Genomic DNA, 26,138 nt, shown 5'->3' on the forward strand with positions numbered 1-26,138 from the left:
AGAAAAGGTGCATATTTACATATCAATGAAAATATGCACCTTCCCTCAGTAATATCATCAGGCATTCGCTTCTATTACAAAGATTTCTATGTCTCTACCAATTACTTTTTACATTATCCCCTTAAAAAGTAATGCTCTTAATATATTCATTATTCCCTACACTTGATATGCAGGTATTGGTCTCCCCTTTTCGTTCATTGCTTTGCATCTTTTATACTCTCTACTTTTCCGTTAATAAAATGGACTTCTCTTTTATTCCTTCAAATTCATTTAGTAGATACATAGCTATTTTTTCAACTGCAGGTGAATCTACTATTTCCTCATGTGATCCAGGGACTGAATACCTATTTACTCTACCTTTTAATAAAGGTTCCCAATCTGTAAACAACTCTTTTCCTTCCTCAGCACTAAAGTAGAGAACTTCTCCAGAGTATGGTATTAAATCATGCTCTGCCATTAAGTTCAGGCATTTCCTATGAGCATTGATAACTTGCTTCAAATTCATAAGATCTGCATCAGGCGGGAGTACTCCCTCCATAATTAATCGCTCCACAAGCATATCTTGTTTATGGATGAGGCCTTCTTCCTGCTCAGTAAAATCTCTAGGAATGAAATGCTCATATATATATGAGAGCATTTCTTCTCTTGTTTTATAGTCCTGCTCTGAAGGTACTTTAGTATCCATTAGTATCAACAACTCAACTTCCTCACCTTGATTCTTTAGTACAGTTGCGATTTTATAAGCAATTGCACCGCCTAAAGACCATCCTCCAAGACGATATGGACCTTCTGGCTGAACACGTTTTATTTCTTCGATGTAAAGTTGAATTACTTCCGGCAAAGTTAACTCGTCAATTTCTTTCTTTTCTATAAGAGGATTCTGTAAACCATAAAATGAACAATGGTTCTTAAGCAATCTTGCTAGTTGAATGTAACAGAATACATTCCCCATAAACGGATGAACGCAGAAGAAAGGTCTTTTCTCTGATTCTTGTAGTGGAACTAGCGCTACTACTGATTTCGTCATATCATGCTTATCACGAATAAGGCATGCGATTCCTTCCACTGTTGGATTCTTAATCAATGTAGACACCTTAATCTCTTTTCCAAACTTCTCCTTAATTTTTGAAACTAATTTAATTACAAGGAGAGAGTGTCCTCCTCTATTAAAGAAATCATCATTTACATAGACATCTTCTATCTGTAACACATCCTGCCAGATTTCAATCAACTGATATTCAATTTCATCCCTTGGAATGATTGGTGTAGAGAAGTTATTTTCTCTATGAATAGTTAAATTGTTCAATGCCTTTCGATCAACTTTGCCATTTGTTGTAAGAGGAATCTCGTCTACCTTAATAAAGTGAGCGGGAACCATATAATTTGGTACTTGTGTCTTGAGATATTCACGCCACTCATGCATACTACCATCTCCAACTACATAAGCAACCAATCTCTGCTCTCCTAATTTATCCTCTGTTACCAAAACTACTGCTTCTTTTACCAATGGATGCCTCTCTATACTCGCTTCAATCTCTTCAAGTTCAATACGAAAGCCCCTAATTTTCACTTGATTATCAATTCTTCTCAAGTAATCTAAATTACCATCAGGTAAATAACGAACCAAATCTCCCGTACGATATAAACGTTCTTCTTCATTAAATGGATGACGGATAAATCGCTCTGCTGTTAATTCTGGGCGATTCAAGTATCCTCTCGCTATACCTGCACCCCCAATATATAGCTCACCTGTTACACCAACTGGAACAGGTAACAAATTTTTATCCAATACATAAGTTTGAACGTTCGGCAACGGACGTCCAATTGTTACTCTCTTACTATCTTTTTTGATATGATAACACGTTGCATCAACCGTACATTCTGTAGGACCGTATACGTTATAAAAATCAATTTTTTCGGTCTCTACTAGCTGTTCCCATAATGACGGCATGATTGCTTCACCACCGACTAATATCTTACTTGGTACATGAACATCAGCACTTATTTCTAGCAATCCTCCATCTATAAGTAATTGAAGTAATGAAGGTGTCATATCAAACATTTCCAATTTATTCTCCCTAATATAGGACACAAATTGTTCCGGATTAGTGCGAACTTCACTTGGGATAATATATAAACTTGAACCATAAAGCAACATTTGTAATTGCTGAATAGATACATCAAAGGCAATTGACGCATTCAAACCGACGCGCATATTACTAGGTATGTCATGTGAGAAAACTTCTTTTTGTAAACCATAGGATAGGTTTATTACAGAATGGTGCTGTACTAAAGCCCCCTTTGGATTCCCTGTCGAACCAGAAGTATAGATAACATACGCTAAGTTTTCCCCTGTTACCTCACATATTGGTGAAAGTTTGCTTTCTTGAGAAAGCATTGCTTGGTCCCTATCTAGGCAAACTGTCTTGATGTCTTTAGGTATCCATCCTAGTAATACCTCATTTGTAACTAACACTTTAATTCCCGTGTCTTGTAAAATATATTGCAGGCGGCTTTCTGGATTCGATGGATCCAATGGAACATAGGCTGCTCCAGCCTTCCAAATTCCCATGAGACCAACAATCATCTCAACTGATCGATCAAAGCAGAGGCCAACTAATGACTCTGTCCCAATTCCACATTTCTGTAAATGATGGGCTAATTGATTAGCTCTTTCATTCAGCTCTCGATACGTTAGTTGCTGTTTTTCATCTACCACTGCCACCGCGTCAGGTGTACGATTTACTTGCTCTTCGAATAGTTGATGAATTACATTCTCACGTGAATAGGATATAGCATTATTATTCCATTCTTCCAATAGCTTTCTTTGTTCAGCCTCCGTAATATATACTAGCTCCGATAGATTTTGATCAATGTTTTTGAGCATTTGCATTAACACTTTGTGTAAATGACCCAGCATTCGTTCAATGGTTAATCTATTAAACTTACTACGGTCATACATTAACTTTAACGATAACTGGATTCCTGGAACTACAGCCAATCCTAATGGGTAGTGGGTTTGTTCTTCCCCTTTCAATTCACCAATTTCCAGATTTTCTGAAGATTCTTCTTTCACTGGATAATTTTCAAACACATATAAACAATTGAACAGCGGTGTACCTCTAGGAACCTCACTCCACCCCTGAATCTCTGTCAAAGAAGCATACTCATATTGTCTTCTTTCTAACTCTTCCTCTTGTAACTTCTGCAACCAATCTATTACTTTTATATCATCCATCAATTGAATTCGCGTCGGTGACGTTGTAATGAAAGGACCTACGATGTTTTCAACATCAATAATCTCCGTAGAACGCCCTGAGCTTGTTACACCAAAAACAATGTCATTTTCTCCACTATATCGGCTCATGAGATATGCCCATGCACCTTGAATTACTGTACTCAAAGTAAGTTTATTTCGTTTCGCCCATCCTTGTAACGCTTGAGTCTGCTCTTCTGATAAATACGTAACCTTCTCTGTGTAACCTTTTTCTTCCTCTTTACTTTCTAAGCCCAGTAAAGTTGGTGCAGTAAAACCTTTTAGCTTCTCTCTCCAGAATTGTTCCGCCTGCTCCTTATCTTGTTCTCTGAGCCATTGGATATATTTCTTATATGATGAGGACTTAGGTAACTTCACAGCTTCTCCATTCATGCTCTTCTGATAGACTGTAAGTAATTCATTAAAGACTAATGGTAAACTCCACCCATCCAGTAAAATATGGTGATGTGTCCAAACAATCCGATATTCTTCCTCACCTTCTTGAATGACTGTTACCCGCATCAATGGTGCTTCATCAAATTGGAAGGCTTGTTTTCGATCTAATGCCAAAAAGACTTTTCTTTTTTCCTCTATCTCTTCACTTGTCATTGTACGCCAGTCTTCTTTGTTCACTTTAAATGGGATATTTTCATACACCACTTGTATTGGTTCTTCAATTTCATCCCATACAAATGCTGTACGAAAAATTTCATGCCGCTGAATTACAGATTTCCACGCCTGCTCAAATGTAGGAATATCCATTTCCCCTTGAATCATAAAACTCAATTGCACTATATACGGTGCAACATGTTCATCCCCTTGATCATGCAATGTGTGGAAAATCATACCTTCTTGCAAAGGTGATAGTGGATATAAATCAGTAATCTGATTGTTCTTTCCACGATGCATTTTTTTTAGTACATTTGTCAAACCTTCTTGGCTAAGATTAGCCATTGCAAAATCCGAAATGGTCAGTGCAGATTCTCTATCTGAAGATTGAATCAATCTACTCAGTTGATATAGCATATTCTGTGCAATACTTTGAATCGTTGATTTGGCAAATTGTCCAACATTGTATACCCAAGTGAACTGAAGTTTTCCATCCGTTACAACCCCAATTACATCAATTACATGCGATCGCTTGGAACCGGCAGCATGATCTAAACGCTTAAATTCGTTCTCTGGAATAAACATTGCATCGCTAGAAAACATTTGGTCAAATTGTCCAAGATAGTTAAAACTAATAGACGGTGTATATTGGGAGCTTAATGGCTCACACATTGTTGTGTTCATGTAACGCAACACCCCATAATCAACACCCTTATTAGGAATTTTGCGAACTTGTTCTTTAACTGCTTTTAATGCTGCAATTGGCGTATTAGCATTAGTAATATTTAAATGAACTGGGTAAATACTTGTAAACCATCCCACGGTTCTCGATAAATCAACATCTTCAATAATCTCTTCTCGACCATGCCCCTCTAAATCTACGCTTAATATCGGCTGCCCCGTACATGCTGCTGTAGCTTGTACCAATGCTGCTAATAATACTTCATTGATTTGGACACGGTGAGTGCTTAAAGTCTCTTGCAATAACATACGGGTCTCATTCTCGTTTAACACCACAGTAATTTCCTCAGTTACTGCGCTTACTGGATTACTTATAGTACCATCTACTGGCAGTATAACTACGTCTTGTTCAACCTGCTGCTCCCAGTAATGTAGCACTTCTTTTGATATTCCAGTTTGAGCGTAATGTTGTAATTTCTCCGACCATTCTTTAAAAGATGTACTCTTCATAGGTAATTGAATTTTTTGCCCTTGGACCGCTTGCGTATATGCTGTTTGCAAATCTTCCAATAAAATTCGCCAAGAAACACCATCCACGGCTAAGTGATGAATTGTCCAAAATAATCGACCAGTCTCCTCACCTTCATCAAAATACACCATTCTCATTAAAGGACCATCATGTAAATTCAATCTTTCTTGTGCAACATTAATCTCTTTTTGAATAACTTCATGCCAATCCGCTTCCGGCACTTCGTCTAATGAAATGACAGTCAGCATCAATTGTTCTTCAATTCCTTCATTCCACTGTTCCCAAGTCCCATTAGGTAAACGTTCATATCTTAAACGCAGGGCATCATGATGAAGTAGAAGGTTACGCGCTGCCTTTTCCAGTGATCCTATGTCCAATTTTTCTTTCGTTCTAAAGAACATGGATTGATTCCAATGATGTGGATTAGGATGATTTTGTGCAAAAAACCTTTGCTGAATAGGTGTAAGTATCGTCTCTCCAGTTATAATTCCTTGTTCAGCTTGTACACCTTGTTCTTCTTTGACTACTTGCGCTAACTCAGCAATCGTTTGGTGTTCAAATAGTTGTTTTGGTGTCAACTGTAAACCAGCTTGCTTTGCGCGAGAGACAATCTGAATGCTAAGAATTGAATCTCCACCAATTTCAAAAAAGTTATCATAAATACCAATACGTTTTGAACCTAGCACACGTTCCCAAATGATAGAAAGCTTATGTTCACGTTCATTTCTTGGGGCCGCGTAGCCTTCTTGTATTCCTTGATAATCTGGTATAGGTAACGATTTCCGATCAACCTTTCCATTTATGGTTAGCGGTAATTCTTTCATTTCGACAAAGTAGGAAGGTATCATATGGATTGGCAGTTTTGTTTTAAGATACTCTCGCCATTCTTCTACACTACCTTCGCCCACTACATAAGCTACTAACCTCTTATCTCCCGACTGATTTTCCCTAACTATTACAACTACCTCTTTTACCAAGTCATGCTCTTGTAAAGTCGACTCAATCTCCCCAAGTTCGATTCGAAATCCTCTAATCTTCACTTGATTATCCATTCTTCCTAAGTAGTCTATATTACCATCAGGAAGATATCTCACAAGATCGCCTGTTCTATATAACCTCTCGCCTTCTTTGAATGGATGAGAAATAAATCGTTCGGATGTTAACTCTGGACGATTCAAGTACCCCTTTGCTAGACCTACTCCTCCGATATAAAGTTCCCCCATCACACCAACTGGAACTGGCAACCTATTACTATCTAATACATAAGTTTGGACGTTAGGCAATGGACGCCCAATTGTTACTCTCTTACTATCTTTTTTGATATGATAGCATGTTGCATCAACCGTACATTCTGTAGGACCATATACATTATAAAACTGTATTTTATCAGTCTCTACTAGCTGTTCCCATAATGACGGCATAATTGCTTCACCACCAACCAGTACCTTACTTGGAACATGAACGCCATCGCACGTTTCTAACAATCCGGCATCTATAAGTAATTGAAGCAATGAAGGTGTTATATCAAAGATTTCTAACTTGTTCTCCCTAATATAAGCTACAAACTGCTCCGGATCACTTCGTACTTCATTCGGAATAATATACAAACTTGAACCATAAAGCAGCATTTGTAATTGCTGGATAGATGCATCAAAGGCAATTGACGCATTTAAACCGACATGCATGTTAGATGGTATCTCATGTTCGAAAACCTCTTTTTGTAAACCATGCGACAAGTTTAGTACAGAATGATGCTGTATCAAGACACCCTTTGGATTCCCCGTTGATCCTGAAGTATAGATAACATACGCTAAGTTTTCTCCTGTTACTTCACATTTTGGTGAAAGAATGCTTTCTTGTGAAATCATTGCTTGATCCCTATCTAGACAAACTATCTTGATTTCTTTAGGTATCCAGTCTTCCAATGACTCGTTCGTAACTAATACTTGAATTCCAGTGTCCTCCAAAATATATCGTAGACGACTCTCTGGATATGATGGGTCTAATGGAACATAGGCTGCTCCAGCCTTCCAAATCCCCATAATACTAACAATCATCTCAACTGAACGCTCAAAGCAAAGTCCAACCAATGATTCATTCCCAATCCCGCATTGCTGAAGATAGTGGGCCAATTGATTAGCTTTTTCATTCAGCTCTCGATACGTTAACTTCTGTTTTTCATCTACCACTGCTACCGCATCAGGTGTACGATTTACTTGCTCTTTAAACAGCTGATGAATCGTACTTTCCTGTGGATATGCTACAGCATCATTATTCCACTCCTCCAACTGTTTTTGCTGTAATCCTGACAATATAGGCAACTTAGCTAATGATTTATCAGGATTCTCCACGATTACATTCAACCAGTTCCCAAAATGTTCAGCCATGGATTCAATAGTTAAGCTGTCAAATAAATCAGTTCTATAAACAAAAGTAAGTAATAAACCCTCTTCCACTTCTGCAGCAGTTAAACTTAAATCAAACTTAGCGATAGGAGCATTACTTTCCATTACTTCTATATTTCTTCCATGTAGTTCTGGTAGCTTCTGTCCCGTATTTTGCAAAGTAAACATGGTTTGGAAAATCGGAGAATGGCTTGTATTTCGTTCAGGTTGGATAACCTCTACAATTTTCTCAAACGGAACATCTTGATACTCATACGCCTTCAATGCTTTTATCCTCACTTGAGACAACAACTCTTGAAATGCCGGTGCATTACTTAAATCAGCTCGATAAACCAATGTATTGACAAAGAAACCAATCAGCCCTTCAATTTCTCGATAATTTCGATTTGCAATTGGGCTGCCAACAATAATATCCGTTTGTCCCGTATAACGAGCAAGGAAACTTTGATACGATGCCAATAAGGTCATGAAAAGTGTGGCCCCTTCTTGACGACTTAGTTCGTTTAATTTATCCAGTAATGAGCGCGATAACAAAACATTATGAGTTAACCCATGGTGGGTTTGCACTGGCGGACGCGGACGATCCATTGGCAACATTAAGACTGGTAACTCACCGGATAATTCTTCCTGCCAATACGCAAGTTGTTGATATAGTACTTCATCTTTCAACCATTCTCTTTGCCACTGAGCAAAATCGGCATATTGAACTGGTAGTGGTTCCAGCTCTGCTTGTTTTTCACCAATCGCATTCTCATAAAATGCCATCCATTCTTGAAGCAAGATTTCCATCGACCATCCATCTGAGATAATATGATGCATATTACATAGAAGAACCCATTCTTCTTCTGAAATTCTTATGAGTTTCCCACGGAACAATGGCCCTTTTTCTAAATCAAATGGAGATTCAACTTCAGTTTGAATCCATTGCTCCAACTTTCTTTCTCGCTCCTCTAATGAAAGCTTAGTTAAGTCCATTTGCAGAAGCGGACGGAAAACGGACGGTTGAATCCGCTGCATAGGATGGCCATCCTCTTCATAAAATACAGTCCGCAAAGATTCATGACGCTCTATCAACTGATTCCATCCCAACTCCAATGCCTCAGGTAACCAATTCCCTGTAAGACGGCATGCCATTGGCATATTATAAAGTGCACTATTAGGTGCAAATTGATCAATAAACCATAAGCGCTGTTGGGCATAAGACAGTGGAATATTTCCCCCTCGTTCCATCGGCATCAATGGTGGAATTTCTCGTTTTTCGCTCCCCTTACGTAACTGATCTATTCGTTTCGATAATGCCTCGACCGTTGAATATTCGAACAGTTCACGTACTGGCAATTTGATTTGAAAGACTTCCTGTAAGCGTGAGACCACTTGTGTAGCAAGTAGAGAGTGACCACCGAGCTCAAAGAAAGAATCCTGAACATCAATGTCTCTTATTCCTAGCACTTGACTCCACACTGAAGCAATAAGTTCTTCCAGCGGAGTTCTTGGGTATACAGTATTTTCAGCGGATTGTTCACTAAGTATAGGCAATGCCTTCAAATCAAGCTTTCCATTCGGTGTAAGTGGTAAAAATTCCATCTCAATAAAGTTTGTTGGAACCATGTAATTAGGTAAATGTGTTTGTAGATGTTCTCGCCATTCATGGACACTTCCTTCACCAACTACATAAGCTACTAATCTCTTATCACCTTGATTATCCTCTCGCGCCAATACAACAGCTTCTTTCACAGAAGAATGCGCCTGCAAAACAGCTTCTATTTCTCCCAATTCAATCCGGAAACCACGAATTTTCACTTGGTCATCTATACGTCCATGGAACTGGAGATTACCATCAGAAAGATAACTTGCTTTGTCTCCTGTATAATAGAGACGTTCTCCTGACTTGAAAGGATGTGGAATAAATTTTTCCTTTGTAAGATCCGGACGATTAGCATATCCACGTGCAAGGCTCTTCCCTCCAATATAGAGATCTCCAATTACACCAATTGGTACTAGCTGAAGATGAGAATCTAACACATAAACTTCTGTATTCGCAATCGGTCGACCAATCGATGGCGTACCTGTTGTCACTCCTACAGGTACGTAACAATCTGTGGTAACAACGGTATTTTCCGATGGACCATACTGATTAATTACCGCAAAAGGAATATCGTTAGATGGATACTGCGTTAATTGATCCCCACCAGTAATGATAAAACGAAGCTCCGTTTTATCTGGCCAAGATAATTTCAATAGTCTTTCCAGAATAGGCGTAGGTGCAAAACTAACTGTTATTTGTGAATCGATGAGCCAGTCCCTTAGCGCTTCTGGATTAATTCTCAGTTCCTCTGTTGACAAGTAGAGTGCTGCGCCAGCAGTTAGATACGGCCAAATCTCCTGGACAGCCGAATCAAAAGCAACCCCTGCAATCTGAGTCGCACGATCCTCTGCTGAAATATGATAAACTTCTTGATGCCAAGAAACCATATTCATTAATGAGCGATTTTCAACCATGACACCCTTCGGTTTTCCTGTAGAACCAGAGGTATAAACAATATAGGCTAAGTTCTCTGGATTTATTTGACGTGTAGGTGCGATTACGCTTTCCACTGTTAGTTCTTCTAACCTCACCATTTCGACGTGTGCGAAATGTCCTTCTTGTCCTTCCGCCGTCACTACAAATTGAATTCCTGCATCTTCAATCATGTATTCTAACCTTGATTTTGGATATAACGGATCTAAAACAACATAAGCTCCACCAGCTTTTAAAATGCCTAGTAAACTTGCCATTAGCTCAGCTGACCTCGGAAGATAAACTCCTACCACTGACTCTGGGGCTACTCCCTTTCGCCGTAAAACATTTGCCAACTGATTTGCTTGTGTATCCAGTTCACCATAAGTCCACTGTTTTGTTTGATCAACTACCGCAATCGCATCCGGACGCCTTGCTACTTGCTCCTCAAATCTGTCGCAAATAAGACCCTGATGAGACATTTCCATTACAGTGTCATTCCATGTTTCTAATAACAAAGTACGTTCGGGTTCTGATAGCATGCTCAGGTCATGCAACGGATTTTGTGGGCGATGAGAAACTTCATGTAGCCATTTCTCAAAGTGTCCTGCCATCCGTTCAATAGTAGTAGCATTGAATAAATCCTTATTGTACTCAAAAGTAAAAAGTAATCCCTCTTCCGTCTCAGTTGCCATTACACTTAAATCAAACTTTGCAATTGGACTATGGCTTTCTATCATTTCAATACTTCTACTAGATAACATCGGAAACTCTTGTTTCATATTTTGCAAGATGAACATAGTCTGGAAGATTGGCGAATGACTTGTACTTCGTTCCGGTTGCACAACTTCTACAATTTTTTCAAATGGAATATCTTGATATTCATACGCCTTCAATGCCTTTTGACGAACCTGATATAGTACATCTTGAAATGTCGGTCTACCACTTAAATTAGCTCGATAAACCAGCGTGTTAACGAAGAAACCAATTAGTCCTTCAATCTCTCTATAATTCCGATTCGCAATTGGGCTTCCGACCAGGATATCTTCTTGTCCCGTATAACGAGATAGAAAACTTTGATATGCAGCTAAAAGCGTCATGAAGAGTGTAGCCCCTTCTTTTCGACTAAGTTCATTCAATTTATCATGTAGCGTGCCTTGCAGAACCAGAGTGTATGTCGACCCGTGATGAGTTTGTATTGCGGGACGCGGGCGATCCATAGGAAGTTGGAGTACAGGAAGCTCCCCAGACAATTCTTCCCTCCAATATTGGAGTTGTTGATCAAGCACCTCCTCCTTTAGCCATCCTTTTTGCCACTGAGCAAAGTCAGCATATTGAACCGGTAATTGTTCAAGTTCCGCTACCTTTCCATCCATTGCTTTCTCATAAAATGCCATCCATTCTTCAAGTAGGATTCCCATTGACCATCCATCTGAAATGATATGATGTAGAGTACAAAGGAGTATCCATTCTTCCTCTCCCACATGCAAAATACTTGTCCTGATTAATGGACCTTCTGTTAAATCAAATGGCACTTCTGTTTCTTGTTGAATTAAATGTTTAACTTCTTCTTCTTGATCTTCAGAAGAAAGCATAGTTAAATCCGTTTTCGGAATTGATTGAAAAGCATACGGTTCAATTTGCTGTACGGGTTGACCGTTCACTTCGTGAAAGACCGTCCGCAGTGATTCATGACGTTCTATTAGTTGATTCCATCCCGTTTCCAATGCTTCAAGTAGCCAATTCCCTGTAAGGCGGCATACCATTGGCATATTGTAAAGGGCACTATTAGGTGTAAATTGATCAATGAACCATAAGCGTTGTTGGGCATAAGATAGTGGAATAGCTTCTCCTCGCTTCATTGGTATTAGCGGCGGAATCTCTCGTTTTTTATCTCCTTTACGTAACTGATCTAGTCGCTTTGCCAGTGACTCCACCGTTGTATATTCAAATAGTTCACGTACTGGTAATTCGATTTGAAAAATTCCCTGTAAACGTGAAACTACTTGAGTAGCTAGTAGTGAATGACCACCGATTTCAAAAAAGGAATCCTGAACATTAATATTTTTTATTCCTAACACTTGGCTCCAAACGGAAACGATAAGCTCCTCCACTGGTGTTCGTGATGAAGTAATATCTTCACTTATGAACTGTTCTTCTAATTCCAGTAAGGCTTTCCGATTCACCTTACCATTTGGAGTGAGTGGCATACCTTCAATTTTGAAAAAGTATGCCGGAACCATATAATGTGGCAGTTGCTTCTTGAGATATTCACGCCACTCCCCAGTATCGCCTTCACCCACTACATAAGCTATTAACTGCTTATCTCCTGGTCGATCTTCCTTCACCAACACGACTGCCTCTTTTACAGATGAGTGATCATGTAAAGCTGCTTCAATTTCTCCCAATTCAATTCGGAATCCTCTAATTTTAACTTGATTATCTATTCTTCCAATATATTCTAAGTTACGATCATTCATATATCTCACCAAGTCACCCGTTCGATATAATCGTTCCCCGTCCTTAAAGGGATGCGGAATAAAACGTTCAGTAGTTAAATCCGGTCGATTGAAGTAGCCACGTGCTAATCCTACTCCTCCAAGGTAAAGTTCCCCTGCCACACCAATCGGGACCACTTGTTGATATTGATCTAACACATACAACTCTGTATTATTAATCGGACGACCAATCGGAATAAGCATTGGTTCTTTTTCTAAATCACAATCGTAATAAGTCACATCCACAGTTGCTTCAGTAGGACCATACAAGTTAATTAACTTTGTTTGCTGAGCATTGTAAAAAATCCCCTTAAACCGGCGAACCTGCTCAGTGTTTAACGCTTCTCCACTAGTAAAAACTTGAATTAAAGACGAGACATCCCTTTTCGAATTATATAGTTCCATATAATCTAAGAAAGTAGATAACATCGACGGAACAAAGTGCATGGTGGATACACGGTATCGTTCAATATACTCCTCAATCACCGCAGGATCTTTCTCTCCTCCTGGTGGAAGTAAACAAACACGTGCTCCTACAAATGACCACCAAAATAATTCCCAGACAGAAACATCGAACGAAAACGGTGTCTTTTGTAGGATTGTATCCTCCTCGGACAATGGATATTTTTTCTGCATCCACTGTAGGCGATTGATAACGGAATGATGTTCAATCATTACCCCCTTCGGATTTCCTGTCGAACCCGAAGTGTATATGATATAGGCTAAGTTATTTGCTGTTACTCCACTTACCGGAGCTAAATTACTCTCTTTAGAAATCATCACTTGATCCCGGTCTAAACAAATTGCTTGAATATCTTTAGGTAACCAGTCCTGTAGTGTTTCTTTTGTTAACAGTACTTGAATTTGTGAATTCTCCAAAATATATCTTAGGCGGTTTTCGGGATAACTTGGGTCCAGTGGGACATAAGCCCCACCTGCCTTCAAAATCCCAAAGAGACCAATAATCATATCAGGAGAACGTTCAATACATATACCAACCAATGATTCAGGTCCGATACCTCGTTTTTGTAGAAAATGTGCCAATTGATTCGATTTTTCATTCAGTTCTTGATACGTTAGCTTTCCACCCTCATAAACTACCGCCACTGCATCAGGTGTCCGTGCAACTTGTTGCTCAAATAGCTCATGAATCATACGATCATGACCATAAACTACGTCCGTATCATTCCATTCTTCTAGGAGTTGTTTTTGCTCAGTATCCGATAACATTGACAGCTTTGTATATGATTCATCTGGATGATACGTGATTTCATTTAGCCAGTTCTCAAAATGTACTGCCATACGCGCAATGGTACTACTATCAAATAAATCCGTGTTGTATTCAAATGAGACGAATAGACCTTCTTCCACTTCATAGGCAGTTAAGCTCAAATCAAATTTAACAATAGACATATTACTTTCTACCATTTCAATACTTCTATCAGGCAAATCTAGTCGTTCTTGTTTTATATTCTGTAGCGTAAACATGGTCTGAAATATAGGGGAATGACTCATGCTTCGTTCAGGTTGCACAGCTTCTACCACTTTTTCAAATGGGATATCTTGATATTCGTATGCTTTTAACGCCTTTTTCTTTGTTTGGTTCAAAATCTCCCGAAAAGTAGGGGTGCCACTCAAATCTGATCGATAAACCAACGTATTAACAAAGAAACCAATTAATCCTTCTACTCCCTTATGGTTCCGATTTGCAATCGGGCTACCAACTAGAATATCTTTTTGTCCCGTATAACGAGCAAGAAAGCTCTGGTATGCGGCCATTAAAGTCATAAATAAAGTAGATCCTTCTTGTCGACTTATATCCTTCAATTGACTGAGCAATTTATAAGGAAAAATCACATGATGCGTAGCCCCAGAGTAGGTCTGCTTAACCGGCCGAGGTCGATCCACTGGCAGTTGTAAGATAGGAAGCTCACCAGACAATTCTTCCTGCCAATACGTAAGCTGACGATTTAGCACATCACCTTGCAACCACTCCTTTTGCCACTTCGCAAAGTCTGCATATTGAATGGATAATGAACTTAATTTAGCAGGATTTCCACCCATTTCTTCTTCATAGAAAGCAAGTAATTCATTCATGAATATACCAATGGACCAAGCATCAGAAATAATATGATGCATCGTACACAGTAATAACCATTCATCCTTCTCTAATTGAACAAGCTGATTACGAATTAAAGGACCATTCATTAAATCAAATGGTTCTTGCGCTTCTCTCGCAATTAAACTATCTACCTCTTTTTCTTTTACTTTTAGAGGAAGTTGAGAGTAATCCCTTACAGGTAATGCTCTAGGAAGAAATTCGAGAATTTGTTGCACAGGCTCTTCTCCTACTTCTTTAAAAACAGTTCGTAATGATTCATGACGTTCAATGAGTCGATTGAATCCCTTCTCTAATGCTTCAGGTATCCAATTTCCTTTTAGATGCCATACTGTTGGAATATTATATAAAGAACTATTTGGGTTAAATCTGTCCATAAACCACAAACGTTGTTGCGCATAAGACAACGGGAGTGCTTCTTTATTCTCCTTTTTTTGCATTTGCTTCTGAAGCCATGCTCTCTTCTCAGGAGAAAGTGAACTCAGCTTTGCAAGTAAATCACTTCTCATTTTTTTACCCCTTCCTCAATCAAATTACTCTCGAATATCCCATGTGCTTCTTCCTCTGATAGCTCTTCTAATTGCTTAAGCAGTTCTAGTAATTCTTCATCATTACTGACTGCTGCTTCTTTTTGAATATAGTCTTGAAGACTTACATTCTCCTTAATATCATTCTGCATTTCTTGATTTTTGTTATAGAGCAATTGATCAATCTGTTCTGCCAATTGCTGCACCGTATGAAACATAAATAAATCATGCAATGGTATCTCGATTTCAAAAGCCTCTTTAAGATTGGAAACAGCTTGCGTAGCGAGTAGTGAATGGCCACCAATTTCAAAAAACGAATCTTGAATTCCGATGTTTTCCATACCTAAAACTTCATGCCATATCGAAACGATTGTTTTTTCCGTAGACGTACGAGGAGCAATATAACCACTTGCTATCTCCTGTCTCTCTGGCGCTGGTAAGGCCTTCCTATCAATTTTCCCATTAGGAGTGAGTGGAAATGCATTTAATCCAACAAAATAGGCTGGAATCATATAATTTGGTAGTTGATCCTTGAGATAATTACGCCACTTTTGAGCATCCCCGTCTCCTACAACATAGGCGATCAAACGCGGATCGCCAGGATAATCTTCCCGCACCATCACAATAACTTCGTTAACTAGTGTATGCCTTTGTAATGTCGCTTCAATTTCTCCTAGTTCAATCCGGAACCCACGAATTTTCACTTGATGATCGATTCGTCCAACATACTCCAAATTTCCATCTGGTAAATACCTTACTAGATCTCCAGTCCGGTATACTCGCTCTCCTTCTTTAAACGGATGCGGTATAAAACGATCTTGCGTTAAGTCAGGGCGGTTTAAATATCCACGCGCTAACCCTGATCCACCAATGTATAGCTCACCAACTACACCAATTGGAACCATTTTTTGTTCGGCACTCAGTACATATACTTCTGTATTGAATATTGGTTTACCAATTTGTGGTACCCTATGCATGTCACACTTTTCTAATTCCATATACGTGGAATACGTAGTATCTTCGGACGGTCCATATAGGTTGTACACCTTTTCGATCGTACTTCTCTCGTATAAATCTTGAACAAGCGAATATGGCAATGGTTCTCCAGCCAAATTCATCACCTTTACCGAAGAAGGGATTGTTTTTGCTCGAACCAGTTCCTTCGCTGCCGATGGCACAGTATTAACCAAAGTCACACCTTTGGTAGACAACTTCTCTAGATGTAGAGCATTTTCAGTGACAATCACCTTACCACCCATCGTTAAGGGAACAAACACTTCAAAAACAGATAAATCAAAAGATAGCGAAGTTGAAGCTAACACTCCCGCTAATTCCTTTCGAGAATACGTGTGATGCGCCCAATGAATCATTGTTACTGTATTCCTGTGCTCAATCATTACTCCCTTTGGATTTCCAGTGGAACCTGAAGTATAGATAATATAGGCTAAGTTATCGCCCGTCACTTCACTCGTACATACTGTAGTTACTTCTTGTTCTATTTCTGCTCGATTACGATCAATACAAATCACGTTGACGAATTTAGGTATAACCATTTTTTGTTGTAAATTTTCCTGTGTCACCAGTACCTTTATTTGAGCATCTTCTAAAATGTACTGCAGTCGACTTTCCGGATACGCTGGATCAATTGGGACATATGCTCCTCCCGCCTTCATAATTCCTAAGAGACCGACAATCATCTCAGATGAACGTGTAACGCAAATCCCAACTAATGATTCGCATGTTACACCATTTTTTTGTAAATAATGTGCCAACTGATTCGAGCGTTCGTCCAACTCTCGATATGTTAGTTCTTCATCTTCGCACACTACTGCAATTGCTTCTGGTGTTTTTTTCACCTGTTCTTCAAACATTGTATGAATCGTACTTTCTTCCATATCTATAAAACGCGATTTCTTCCATCCCTCTAGTAGTTGCTTATATTCTACTTTCGATAACATATTCAGTTCTGATAATACACATTTTGGATGAGAGACAATTTGATTTAACCAATGTTTAAAATGACTTGCCATACGTTCAATGGTTGTATCATTAAACAAATCAGTATTATATTCAAAGGTTAGTGATAATCCTTCTTCCGTCTCAGAAGCAAATAAACTCAAATCAAATTTGGCAACAGAAGCATGGCTTTCCATGAGTTCCATTTGTCTTTCAGATAGCTGAAGAAATTCTTGTTTCGTATTCTGTAAAGTAAACAAAGTTTGGAATATTGGTGAATGACTTGTATTCCGTTCAGGTTTTACGAATTCTACCACTTTCTCAAATGGGATGTCCTGATACTCGTATGCTTTTAGCGCTTTTTTTCTTACCTGCGACAATAATTCTTGGAACGTCGGATTTCCACTGAAATCAGCTCGATAAACCAACGTGTTTGCAAAGAATCCTATTAATCCCTCAATCTCTTTCACATTTCGATTAGCGATTGGGCTTCCAACTATAATGTCGTCCTGTCCTGTATAACGAGAAAGGAAGCTTTGATACGCTGCCATCAATGTCATAAATAAAGTGCATCCTTCTTGCAAACTTAAATCTTTGAGCTTTTCCTGTAGGGAATTCGCGACTATTAAGGACTGACTTGCACCACGATGGGTTTGAACTGCAGGTCGAGGACGATCCATCGGTAATTGTAAAACCGGTAGTTCCCCAGATAATTCTTCCTTCCAATATTGAAGGTGCTGATTCAAATTCTCCTCTTTTTGCCATTCCTTCTGCCACATGACAAAATCTGCATATTGGATAGATAACTCCTTCAATTCCACTGGTTTTCCGGTTAGTGCTCCTTCATAAAAAGCCATCCATTCTTCAAGTAAGATTCCCATTGACCATCCATCTGAAATAATATGATGCATCGTACAAATGAGAACCCATTCTTCCCTGTCCACTTTCAATATTCGTGTTCGAATAAGAGGACCTTGTCCAAAATGAAATGGTTCCTCCGCCTCGTTTTGAATAAGGCGTTTCATTTCTCTTTCCCTATCTTCCAAAGAAAGATCTGTTAGATTCGTTTGAGGAATATGTCTGAACACATGAGATTGAACCTGTTGAAAAGGTTCACCCTCTTGTTCTAGAATTGTCGTCCTTAATGATTCATGACGCTCCAACAATTGATTCCATCCGACCTCCAATGCTTCAATTGACCATTTACCTGTTAAGCGACACGCTGCATGAATATTGTACATAGCACTATTTGGCATTAATTGATCAATAAACCATAGACGTTTCTGCGCATAGGAAAGTGGGATAACTCCTTCTCTTTTCATAGGTACAAGAGGAGCAACCTCTCGTTTTTTATCTTCTTTTCGTAACTGATTCACTCGTTTCGCCAATGCTTCCACTGTATCGTGCTTGAAAAGTTCACGTAATGGAATTTTAATTTGGAACAGTTCTTGCAATCTAGAGACGATTTGAGTAGCAAGTAGTGAGTGCCCACCACGTTCAAAGAAGGAATCCTGAATACCAATATTTTCTGTTCCTAACACTTGACTCCAAACCGAGGCAATAAGCTCTTCCGATGGCGTCCGGGGTAGCACATTTAAATCTTCAATAGCTTGCTCATCAGGTGCTGGCAAGGCCTTTCGGTCAATTTTCCCATTTGGAGTAAGCGGGAAATGTTCTAACTCTATAAAGTGCGCTGGAATCATATGATTCGGTAATTGGTTTTGTAAATACTCTCTCCACTCTTGGGTATTTCCATCGCTTATTACATATGCAACCAATCGTTGATCATCTGGACGATCTTCTCTAACTAATACGACAGCCTCTTTAATAAACGAACATTTTTCTAAAGTGGCTTCAATTTCACCTAATTCAATCCTAAAACCACGCATTTTGACTTGATGATCCATTCTACCTATAAATTCTATATTTCCATCAGTTAGATATCTTACTGAATCTCCTGTTCGATATAGTCGTTCCCCCAATCGAAATGGGTGCGAAACGAATTTTTCAGCAGTAAGATTCGGACGATTTAAGTATCCACGTGCTAAACCAGCACCACCAATATATAACTCACCCTCAATTCCTATTGATTGCAAGCGTTGATTTTGGTCTAATACATATAATTGCGTGTTCTGTATTGGCTGCCCAATAGAAACAAATTCTTGATTAGGCTGAATATCAAATGCATTGACATAAATAGTGGCTTCAGTTGGCCCATAAAAGTTGGTTAATTTCACTTGTCCACTATAATCCCATTTCTGTTGAAAACGTCTAACTAACCCTGAACTTAGTTCTTCTCCACCAGAAAATACATGGCGTACGGACGAACAATTCATGTTCAATTCAATATGATTGAAGTAATCTAAGAAAACAGATAACATCGAAGGTACAAATTGAACTATAGTAACCTGATGTTGTTTAATCACTTCAGCTATAATAGAAGGATCTTTTTCTCCACCTGGAGGTAGGAAAGATACACTTGCACCAACATGAATGCCCCAAAACAATTCCCAAACAGAGACATCAAATGAGAATGGCGTTTTCTGCAAGACCACATCTTTTTCAGAAAGCGGATATTTATGTTGCATCCATTCTAGATAATTAATTACTGAATGATGCTCAATCATTACTCCCTTTGGATTCCCTGTAGATCCTGAAGTATACATAACATACGCTAAATTTTCTCCTGTTACACCACTTATACATGGGGTTGTTTCTTCTTTTTCAATTGCAGTGTAATCTTTATTCATACAAATCGTTTCTATATTTTCAGACACAAACAAATTTTTAGAATTTTCTTCCGTCACTAGTACTTCGATTCCAGCATCCTCTAATATATATCGAAGTCGACTCTCTGGATAAGTAGGGTCAAGTGGAACATACGCTGCTCCTGATTTTAGAATACCTAATAACGCTATCATCATTTGTAATGAACGTTCCATATATACCCCAACTAGAGACTCTGGGCCTACACCATGCTTTTGTAAATAATGAGCTAACTGATTTGCACGCTTCTCCAACTCTTTATAGGTAATTTGTTCATTTTCGTAACTAGCCGCGATTGCTTCCGGTGTTTTTTTTACTTGCTCCTCAAACATCGTATGAATCATGCCTTCAGCCGAATAATTAACTTGAGTATGATTCCATTCCTCTAGTAACTGTATTTGTTCTTCTTCTGTTAAATGAGTAATTTCAAATAGTTTTGAATCTAGGCTCTTCGTCATCTGAATTAATATTTGCAATAAGTGATTCTGAATCAGATTTATTGTTTCTTCATTAAAATAGCTTCGATCATACATCAACTTTAAAGTAATTTTCTTACCGGGCATTACAATGAGTGTTAAAGGATAATTTGTTTGTTCCGTGCTTTTAACATCTAGTAATCTTAAATCATCATTTCTCTCACCTTGAATTGGATAATTTTCAAACACATACAAGGTATGAAATAAGGAGCAATTTCGCGGAACCTCACTCCAGCCTTGAATATCTATCAACGAATTATACTCATACTGTCTTCGTTCCATTTCTTTCATTTGTATTTTACGAAGCCAATCTACTACTGATGCATTATCCGTTAATCGAATTCTGGTAGGTAATGTGTTAATAAATAGCCCCACCATATTCTCTGCTCCTATTAAATCAGTAGGACGTCCAGCGCTAGTTACGCCAAATACGACGTCACTGTCACCGCTATACCTACTCAGCAAATAAGCCCATGCACCTTGTACTAACGTATTCAACGTTAATCGACTATTTCGTACCCACTTTTGTAAACTCTCAGTAAGTTCCTCAGATACTTGATAAGCAAACTCTCCATAACCCTTCTCTTGTCCTTGATCCTTTCTTTCCATTGCTAATGGAGTGGGTGCATAGAACCCTTTTAATTCTTCTTTCCAAAATTCCTCTGCTTGACTTTGATCTTGTTTATTTATCCATTGAATATATTTTTTATAAGGAAGAGATTTAGGAAGATTCAACAATTCTCCCTTTATCATCTTGAGATAAACTTCCATCACTTCACTAAAGACCAATGACACACTCCATCCATCTAGCAAAATATGATGATGTGTCCAGATAATTCTCGTTTCCTCTTTTGCTTCTTTAATCGCAGTGACTCTCATCAATGGTGCTTCATCCAATAAAAATCCTTTCCTACGATCTGCAGTCAAAAACTGTTGTAATTTCTTCTCGTTCTCCTCATGCGAATAGGTACTCCAATCCTCTTGATGAATAGTAAAAGGAAGACGTTCGTAAACTGCTTGTAGAGGTTTTTCTACTTCTTCCCAAACAAATACTGAGCGCAGAACCTCATGTCGTTGAATAACATATTCCCAAGCTTTTTCAAAAGTAGCAACATCCAATTGCCCCCCGAGCAAGAAACCTACTTGTACAATATAGGAAAAAGAATGTTCATCATCTTGATCGTATAAAGTATGAAACAGTATTCCTTTTTGCAAAGGTGATAAACCATATATATCAATAACGTCTCCCATTTTTACACCCTCTTCTTTGTTAATTTAAGTAATACTTTGCTTAAGCTTTCTTCCGTAAGATCCTCTGCATCAGCAAAATCTGATACCGTAAAAGCAGACTCTGTTGTTGGTTTATTTATAAGTTGACGGAGATGCCTTAACATACCATCTGCTATCACTTGAATTTTTAATTTAGAAAACTGTTCCCTACTATACATCCAAATAAAATGTAACTTTTCATCTTTCACCATTCCGATAACTTCAATTAGATGAGATGGTTTGGAATCTGGAGCATGATCTAAAAATGTAAATCCTGTCTCTTGCATAAACAAAGAGTCCCTTGAAAACACCTGATCAAATTGGCCCAAATAGTTAAAGCTTATTGAAGGCTTTTGCTGATAAAACGGAAGTAATCCTTTATTCAAGTAACGTAAAATACCATAGTCAACTCCGCGATTTGGAATTCGACGTAACTGTTCTTTGACAGCCTTTAACCCTTCAATAGGTGTCTGAGTTCCTTGAAACTTGAGATGAACGGGATAAATACTCGTGAACCAGCCCACTGTCCTTGATAAATCAATACCTTCAATCATCTCTTCTCTTCCGTGTCCTTCTAGATGAATAGAAACGGTTTGCTGATTTATACAATCAACGATAGCTTGTCCTAATGCCGTTAATAGTACCTCATCAATCCTTGTCTTATGAGTGACTAGAACTTCGTATAACAATGTTTGTGTTTCTTCTATTCCTAGAGTCCTCGTCACTTGATCAATCGATTCTTCTGTTGTTTCTTGTATTGGATAGTCCATTGGAATTTTCATCGTTTCTTTTTCTACTTGTTCATTCCAATAATTTTGTACTTCTTTTGAAATACCCGAATCACTGTATGTCTGGAGTCGTTCAGACCACTCTTTAAAAGATGTACTTTTCGCAGGTAAGCGAACTTCTTGACCTTGTTTCATCTGGTTATATACCACCTGTAAATCTTCCAATAGAATCCTCCATGACACTCCATCTACTACTAAATGATGAATCACCCAGAATATTCGATCATTTCCAGTCAAGTTATCTTCAAAGTACACTACTCTCATTAACGGACCAGTAACTAAATTGAAACTAGCTTGATTAATGTTCATCTCTTCTTGTATTATTTTATTCCACTCTTTTTCATTAACTTGATTACGTTTTACAACATGGAGTACTGACAGCTCATCAGTCCCTTCATTTCTCTGCCTCCACGTTCCGTTTGGTAACTGTTCGTACCGGAAACGTAAAGCATCATGATGTTTCAGTAAATTTAATATCGCTCCCTCTAGTAATTTCACATTCAATCTTTCTTTTACTCTTAAAAGCATTGATTGATTCCAATGCTCTGTATGTGGATGTTCTTGCTCGAAGAACCAGCACTGAATTGGAGTAAGAGGCACATCACCTATCACAATTCCCTGCTCCGCTTGTACTCCCTGCGTTTCTATAGCCACTTGTGCCAGCTCAGCGATAGTTGGGCATTCAAACATTTGCTTTGGAGTAAGTTTTAACCCCACTTGACTTGCTTGAGATATGATTTGAATACTGAGAATCGAGTCGCCACCAATTTCAAAGAAATTATCATAGATTCCCACCTTTTTAACACCTAATACTCGCTTCCAAATGGTAGTCAGTATCTGTTCGTTACTATTCCGAGGGCCAACACATTCACTATTAATCTGCTTTTCCTCTGGCATAGGTAAGGCCTCACGATCAACTTTACCGTTAGCTGTAAGTGGAATAGCTTCCATCGCCACAAATCCCGAAGGAACCATATAACTTGGTAGTTTCGCTTTAAGATACTCTCTCCACGCATCTACATTTCCATCTCCTACAACATATGCTACTAATCTTTTATCGCCCGGCTGATCTTCTCTTACAATTACAACTGCCTCTGTTACAGATGCATATGTATTTAAAGTAGACTCAATTTCCCCAATCTCAATTCTGAAACCACGTATTTTAACCTGATAATCAATTCTTCCACGATAATCTAGATTCCCATCTGGCAAATACCTAGCTAAGTCTCCTGTCCGGTATAATCTTTCTTTCGGATTACTACTAAATGGATGAGATATAAAACGCTCTGCTGTTAATTCAGGTCTATTTAAATATCCACGTGCCAATCCTGCTCCACCAATATAAAGTTCACCATCAACACCTATAGGAACAGGTTGTTGATAAGCGTCTAGTATATACACTTCTAAATCGGGAATCCGCTTTCCAATATTACTTCTTGAAGCATGCTGCACATCATCTTGAGTAATTGGATAATATGTAACATGAACTGTAGTTTCTGTAATTCCATACATATTAATTAACTGTGTTTTTTTCTCCCCATACCTTTGAAACCACGGTAACAAGCCAATAGGTTCTAACGCTTCTCCGCCAAATATCACGTAACGCAGCTGCAAATTTTTATTCTTATCTTCTTGTTCACACACTCGTATTAATTGGCGGAATGCGGAAGGTGTCTGATTTAGAACTGTGACTTCTTCCTCCACCAATAATTGATAAAAATCCTTAGGTGATCGACTAATCCAGTACGGAACAACAACTAATTTCCCACCATATAATAACGCTCCCCAAATTTCCCATACTGAGAAATCAAATGCATACGAATGAAAAAGCGTCCAAGTATCTTTTTCATTAAACTGATACAAACAATCCGTCGATTTAAATAACCGTATAACATTGTGATGCTCTATCATAACGCCTTTTGGATTTCCCGTTGATCCCGAAGTATAGATTACATATGCCAGATTTTGGGGACCGACACTAGAAACCGGCAAAGTCTTACTTTCTTTCCCAATCTCATCTTGATCACGATCCAGGCAAATCGACTCAACATTTTCTGGTAACCAGTTCAATTCTTTTAAACTTTCTTGCGTTACGAATAACTGAATGCTAGCATCTTCTAAAATATATTGAAGTCGCTGCTCTGGGTATGTAGGATCAAGTGGAACATAAGCCCCACCAGCCTTCAAAATCCCTAAAATACCTACAATCATTTCGAGGGAACGTTCAACGCACAGTCCAACTAAAGTATCAGGTCCTACTCCCTTTTTCTGCAGATAATGAGCTAACTGGTTTGCACGTTCATTAAGCTCCTTATAAGTAATTTTTTCTTTTTCATACGTAACTGCAATAGCATTTGGATAAATCATCGCTTGCCGTTCGAACATTTCATGAATAGTTACTTGAGGTGGGACATCCAGTTTAGGATTGTTGAACTCAACTAAACTTTTTCTTTTATCTTCCTCAGAAATGATTTCTATTTCAGCCACCTTCTGCTTTGGGTTTTCAAAAATATTTTCCAGTATCACTAGCATAACGTTAAAGAATCGTTCTATCTCTTCCTTAGAAAATAGCTCCTCACGATAATCAATATGTACATGTAAAGAGTCTATATCAATTAGATTTTCAATATGAACTGCAAAATCTTGTACTTCTTCACGGTTTGGAATCCATAGTGAGTCACCACTTTCATCACGATCCCTATAATCAATCGTAGTTCCGAAAAGTCTCACATTACTGTTATTCTCTTTATTAATCTGCTTTAATAACAAATCAAATGGATATTTCTGATGTCTTAATGATTTACTTTGTTTTCTGGACACTCTACTAATAAATGAAAGTACTTCTTCTTCTGGATCAATATCCATTCTTAAAGGAACTGTACTCACCATCATTCCAATCAATTTTCGTTCCATTTTACTCATACGGTTGCCGTAAGCCATTCCTAAACCAATATCAAGCGATGAGGTCCACCGATACATGGACAACGAAAAAGCAGCAACAAAAAGAGTATATAAACTATTTTTGTAATCTTCAGAAAATTTTTCTATCTTTCTCTTCAAATGTTCCGTTAATATAAACGTCTCACGTGATGCTTTTGTACTAACTTGGTACGTATTATAAGGCTTCAATCCAGTCACAGATGGCAGTGTTTTAAATTCCTCTAACCAAAATTTTTGATCTTTTTGAAAGCGACTACTATTCAAGTATGTTTGTTCGTTGGTCAGAAATTGAACATATGAATTTTTAATTTCGCCTTCCTCATTCTCGCTATGCATGTCATAATAATATTTTGCAATCTGCTCAGTAAATATTTGAATTGATAAACCATCCATAATAATATGATGAACATTTCCAAAGACTGCACATTCATTATCGTTTAATTTTATTAAAGCGAAATAGTATAAATTTGAATTAAATAATGTAAACGTTTCTTTTGTTTTCTGCTCAATCCATTCCTCAAGCAAATTTGTATTCTCCACATTACTGAAATCAAAAAACTCAAATTCTTGTTCTTCATGTTTAGTAAAATATTGTTTCGGTTCCTGATGCCCATTTTCTTTTAACCTAATGCACAGACCGTCATTTTCACTGATAACGCGATTCACAACTTGGTTTAATTTTGAATAATTCATTTTTCGATGAAGTTTAAATAAAAATCTTAAATTACATATTCCTTTATCAGAATGAACGACTTCTGTATACCATATTCTTCGCTGCGGATGGCTTAATGGATAGCATTCCTCATTGGTCATAAAAATCTT

Annotated in this window: 3 protein-coding genes; all 3 read right to left on the reverse strand. The window is 38.2% G+C overall.

Going from position 1 to position 26,138, the window contains the following annotated elements:
* Positions 1–220 precede the first annotated feature (220 nt).
* The 3 genes from MRP26_RS17205 to MRP26_RS17215 are packed head-to-tail and all read right to left on the reverse strand — an operon-like array spanning position 221 to position 26,129.
* The gene (locus MRP26_RS17205) at positions 221–15,103 is read right to left on the reverse strand and encodes a non-ribosomal peptide synthetase (protein ID WP_242806464.1); all 14,883 of its coding nucleotides are present in this window, start codon (positions 15,101–15,103) and stop codon (positions 221–223) included.
* Entirely contained in the window at positions 15,100–21,570 is a 6,471-nt protein-coding gene (locus MRP26_RS17210; RefSeq protein ID WP_242806466.1) for a non-ribosomal peptide synthetase, read from the reverse strand. The genes MRP26_RS17205 and MRP26_RS17210 overlap by 4 nt, the downstream gene beginning before the upstream one ends.
* A gap of 2 nt (positions 21,571–21,572) precedes the next feature.
* Positions 21,573–26,129 (reverse strand): non-ribosomal peptide synthetase, encoded by a 4,557-nt coding sequence (locus MRP26_RS17215; RefSeq protein ID WP_242806468.1) that lies wholly within the window; start codon positions 26,127–26,129, stop codon positions 21,573–21,575.
* Positions 26,130–26,138: the final 9 nt, after the last annotated feature.

Source organism: Bacillus sp. CCB-MMP212 (genome assembly GCF_022748145.1).
Classification (GTDB): Bacteria; Bacillota; Bacilli; order Bacillales; family Bacillaceae_G; genus Bacillus_A; species Bacillus_A cereus.